Consider the following 4,226-nt stretch of genomic DNA (forward strand, 5'->3'; position numbering starts at 1 on the left):
GCTTCGACCGTGATGCAGAACGTGCTGCCACTGGCCCGGGCCGGTGCGGGCTCGGCAGTGCAGAACACCGTCCGCCAGGTCTTCGGCGCGCTCGGAGTCGCGGTCATCTCAACGATCCTCGGTACGCGGTTCGCGTCACTGATGAAGCCCACGCTGGACCAACTGCCAGCGGCGTTCCCGGACGCGGCCAAGAACACCGCATCCGAGTCAGTGGGCGGCGCTGTTGAGGTATTCAACCGCGCGGCGGCGGCCGGACTGCCCAAGCCGATCGCCGACCAGGCCATCGCTAGTGCTTACGACTCGTTCCTGACCGCCTCGCACATCACGTCACTGGTCAGTGCGTTGATGGTGTTCGTCGCCGGTGTGGTCGTGGTGAGCATGCTGCCCAAAATCACTCCACCGTCGAAGGCGCCAGCGGTTCCACCAGCCGAACACCTCCCCGGAGCCGTCCACAAACTCGACGCCAAGACCAGGGAGGAAGCCGACGCGGAGGCGGCTGAGTTGGAGGACTCGTACGCCGAGGAGGCCGCCGAGGAGCTGACTGATCGCCCGGCCAAGCCGACTGGACCACCTGGGTCGTAGTCAGGCTGCGGCGCCGATCTACTCGCGGGGCGGCTAGCTCAAGACAGTTGCGCCGGTCACGGCGAGGAGTACGGCCACGTAGTGGCTGATGTACCCACCGAGCGTGAACGAGTGGAAGACCTCGTGGAAGCCGAACAGCCGCGGGCTCGGGTCCGGCCGTTTCAGCGCGAAGATCACTGCGCCAGCGATGTAGAGGACGCCGCCGACCACGATGAGGATGAATGCCGCCACGCCGCCGTTGTGGATGATTGCCGGAGCGTAGAAGACCGCGCTCACACCGAACAGAATGTAGGCAGGAACGAACAACCAGCGGGGTGCATTGACCCAGAACAGTCGGCCCAGGATGCCGATCGCGGCTGCGACCCAGGCAGCCGTCAGCATGACCATGCCCGAATTTCCGGTGACCATTGAGGCCGCCACAGCCGTGAATGAGCCAGCAATCAGCACAAAGATCGCCGAGTGGTCGACGCGCTGCATGATGGCTCGTGCCCTGGGGTTCCAGTTCACCCGGTGGTAAGTCGCGGAGATGGTGAAGAGCAAAACCGTCGACGCGGCATAAACCGTAATCGGAATGCGTAGCCGGGCCGGAGCGAGAATGATCAAAAGCAGCCCCGCGAGCGCAGCCGTCGGAGCGGCCCCGAGGTGCAGCCAGCCCCGCATCTTCGGCTTGATGAGCTCGATCAGCGCCGTCGCGGGCGAGGTCTCGGCTGGCGCAGATGTGTAGCGCGCTGCGTTGCTCGCGGGTCTCCCCGAGCCAGTAGCCATTACGACAGCGTAGGTTACGCAGCCGTAGGTGTCGAGGCCACGTCGCACGGCGGACCGCCGCTACCGTGACGTCGGTGAACGCACCCACTACTGATACCGCCGCCCCTGAGCCGACTGGGTCCGATGCCACCGCCCCGGACCGAGCCAGCAGTTCCGGCATGTCCCTGAGCCCCGCCGACCAGGAACGCCAACGGGCGCTGCGCCGAATGAAGGCCGTCCCATTGGCCCTGCTACTCCTGGCTGCGGCGAGCTTCGTGTTGGCCTGGACGATGCAACAACGCAGCGACGCCGCAGTCTGGGGCTTTGTTCGGGCAGCGTCGGAGGCCGGCATGGTCGGTGGCCTGGCCGACTGGTTCGCGGTGACCGCGCTCTTCCGCCGCCCGCTCGGGCTGCCCATTCCGCACACCAACCTGATCGCAACCAAGAAGGATCAAATTGGCGACTCCCTCGGCGACTTCATCCAGACCAACTTCCTGACCGAGTCCACGGTTCGCGCCAAGGTCGCGTCGTCCCAACCGGCCGTCCGGATCGGTCGCTACCTGCAGGACGACGCCCACCGGGACTTCGTGATTTGCGAGTTGAGTGAGGCGGCAGAAGCGGGCATCGAGTCGCTCAACGACGAGGACATCGCCCTGCTCATCCGCAACATGGTCTTCCGGCAGGCTGGCGCCATCACCTGGGCGCCGCCGGCGGGGGCGCTGCTCGATGCGGTCATGGAAGACCGCGCGCATGTGCCCGCGATCGACGCGTTCCTGCGGGTGGTCCGGGACTGGGTGCGCGACCACGGCGACCTCATCACGGCGATTGTCGCCGAGCGGGGACCTGCGCAGGGCATCGCGTTGGCCCGATCAGTACACGAGGCCGTCGGCCGCAAGGCGCACACGGAGTTGCTGCGCTGGGCCGAGGACGCCTACAGCGATCCCAACTCCCGAACCAGGGTGGCCATCGACTCATGGCTGGCGTCGTTGGCACAGGAACTTCGGGAGGATCCGACGATGATCGAGCGCGTTGAGCAACTGAAACAACGTCTGCTCGACAGTGGCGAGGTCCACCGAGTCGTCGCGTCGCTGTGGCCGGCGACCAAGCGGCTCCTGCTTGAGGCGCTGCGCGATCCAGCCAGTGATCTGCGGCGCCGGGCGGATGCGATTGTGGCCGACATCGCGGATCGACTCGTCGAGGATCCGGACTTGCGAGGCCGAGTGGACGCCAGGATCGAGCGCGGCGCGGTCTATGTGACCGAGCGCTACGGCACCGAATTCGCGACCATCATCTCCGACACGGTGGCCCGCTGGGATGCCAGCGAGGCATCCCGTCGAATCGAGCTCCAAGTCGGCCGGGACCTGCAGTTCATCCGCATCAATGGCACCGTTGTGGGCTCGCTCGCGGGGCTGGTGATCTATACGTTCGCGGTGGTGGTGCTCGGTTAACGAGTGCGAAACTGCCCGCAGTGCGCCCTCCATTTGCATGTCACGAACTATGGTTCACCCATGAATCACCGATTGGGGAATGGGGAGCGTATGTCGCGCGGCCGCAAGTCAGTCCGCCGCAGCGTCATCGCCGCAGGTGTCGTGGTCGCCGTGAGCGCCCTGGTGACGGCAGGTTGCTCGTCGGCCAGCGACAGTTCGGGCGAGCCCAGTGCGAGCAGCACCTTCGACACCGGCACGCCGGTGCCCGTGGCTCCCACGCCGACTGCGACGCGGGCGTCGGTCACCCCGACCACCAAGCCCAAGCCCAGTAAGACTGCCGACACACCCGTCCCGTCACCGACGCCGGTGCGGACGCAGCCAGCCGACAAGCCCAAGGTCGCCGCGCAACGCGCGATGGCGTGCAGCCCGTCACTTCCCGGTGGTGTCGTTATTACCGATGGCGTCACCGGCTCGAACGTTCGGGCGCTGCAGTGGGGTCTGAACCAACTTGGCTACCAGGCGTTCACCGGTGGCCCACTCACCGTCGACGGCAGTTACAACCTGATGGTCAAGGAGGCTGTTGGTCAATTCCAGACCGACAACGGACTGTCGGCGAGCAAGAAGGTCGACCAGCAGACCTGGCAGAAAATGAGCGAGCAACTTCATACCAATGGGCCGAACCGCTGCTGATTACCCGGAGGCCACCCCGCCGCCGGGCTTCGGTTCGGAGCCTGTCGGCTGGTCTTGTCGCCGAGCCTCGCCGACGGAGGCAGCACCGAAAATCGCTCTGATGCCCACAGCGATGAGTGCGAGATTGAGCAGCATCTGCACAGTCACCACCATCTGGCCGAGGCTCGACTTTGGGGTGATGTCGCCGAAGCCAACGGTGGTGAACACCGTCACGGTGAAGTAGAAGGCGCTCGTTCGGGTCAGCGGAACGTTGAACAGATCCGGCTGTGAAATCGATGCCGTCAAGTAGATCCAGGCGAACGTGACCAGGAACAGCGGCAGGATGACGGCTAGCGCGCTGAGGGCCCGAAGTTGCGGGAAGTTGTGGGTCACGATCGCCCGAAGCTCCCACGCCAAAACCGCCGCGAAGATGAACAGTGCGATCGTCAGGCGCACGATGATCGATTCGTTGGGGTGGTTGCCGATCGGTGCGACAGCGTAGATCACTAGCAACAGCACGGTGGCCGTTGCCATTCTCAGGCCGGTCATCAGCAGACGCCGTTTGCCGACTTCGGAGATCGCAGGCATTGCCACGCGATTGATTGTGCTGCGTTCGGGTGGCTAATGCGCGCGGAGGCATGGTGGTGACCTTGGCCTCTACCCCCAGGGGTACCGGTGGGGGCTACGGTTGGGGGAGCAGGAACTGACCGGTCTGACTGGAGTGTGTTTCATGTCCGAGAGCAATGCCGCACCGAAATACGTCTATTCGTTCTCCGAAGGCAGCCGAGAGATGGCCGATGAGCT

5 protein-coding genes are annotated in these 4,226 nt (G+C 65.0%); 3 read left to right on the forward strand and 2 right to left on the reverse strand.

Annotated features, from left to right (window positions below; genetic code table 11):
* Nucleotides 1-582 (forward strand): hypothetical protein (locus KAZ48_11065; protein MBP7973328.1); only part of this gene is annotated, 582 nt, incomplete at its 5' end.
* A gap of 33 nt (nucleotides 583-615) precedes the next feature.
* On the opposite strand, the gene KAZ48_11070 is transcribed toward KAZ48_11065, so the two are convergent.
* Nucleotides 616-1,347, reverse strand: coding sequence for a hemolysin III family protein (locus tag KAZ48_11070; GenBank protein MBP7973329.1), 732 nt, complete (start codon nucleotides 1,345-1,347; stop codon nucleotides 616-618).
* 74 nt (nucleotides 1,348-1,421) lie between these two features.
* On the opposite strand from KAZ48_11070, the gene KAZ48_11075 reads away from it, so the two are divergent.
* Together KAZ48_11075 and KAZ48_11080 are read left to right on the forward strand one after the other, a co-directional pair.
* Nucleotides 1,422-2,774 carry a DUF445 domain-containing protein gene (locus KAZ48_11075; GenBank protein MBP7973330.1) on the forward strand — a complete coding sequence of 451 codons (1,353 nt, stop codon included), beginning with the start codon at nucleotides 1,422-1,424 and terminating at the stop codon, nucleotides 2,772-2,774.
* A gap of 60 nt (nucleotides 2,775-2,834) precedes the next feature.
* Entirely contained in the window at nucleotides 2,835-3,443 is a 609-nt protein-coding gene (locus tag KAZ48_11080) for a peptidoglycan-binding protein (protein ID MBP7973331.1), read from the forward strand.
* Here KAZ48_11080 and KAZ48_11085 read toward each other — a convergent pair whose 3' ends face one another.
* The gene (locus tag KAZ48_11085; protein ID MBP7973332.1) at nucleotides 3,444-4,016 is read right to left on the reverse strand and encodes a two pore domain potassium channel family protein; all 573 of its coding nucleotides are present in this window, start codon (nucleotides 4,014-4,016) and stop codon (nucleotides 3,444-3,446) included.
* Nucleotides 4,017-4,226 lie beyond the last annotated feature (210 nt).

It is taken from the genome of Candidatus Nanopelagicales bacterium (assembly GCA_018003655.1).
Taxonomy (GTDB): domain Bacteria; phylum Actinomycetota; class Actinomycetes; order S36-B12; family UBA10799; genus JAGNDY01.

Coding starts and splice junctions, on each gene's coding strand:
- KAZ48_11070 (MBP7973329.1), bottom strand. CDS start 1,347: ATGGCTACTGGCTCGGGGAGACCCGCGAGCAACGCAGCGCGCTACACA.
- KAZ48_11080 (MBP7973331.1), top strand. CDS start 2,835: ATGAATCACCGATTGGGGAATGGGGAGCGTATGTCGCGCGGCCGCAAG.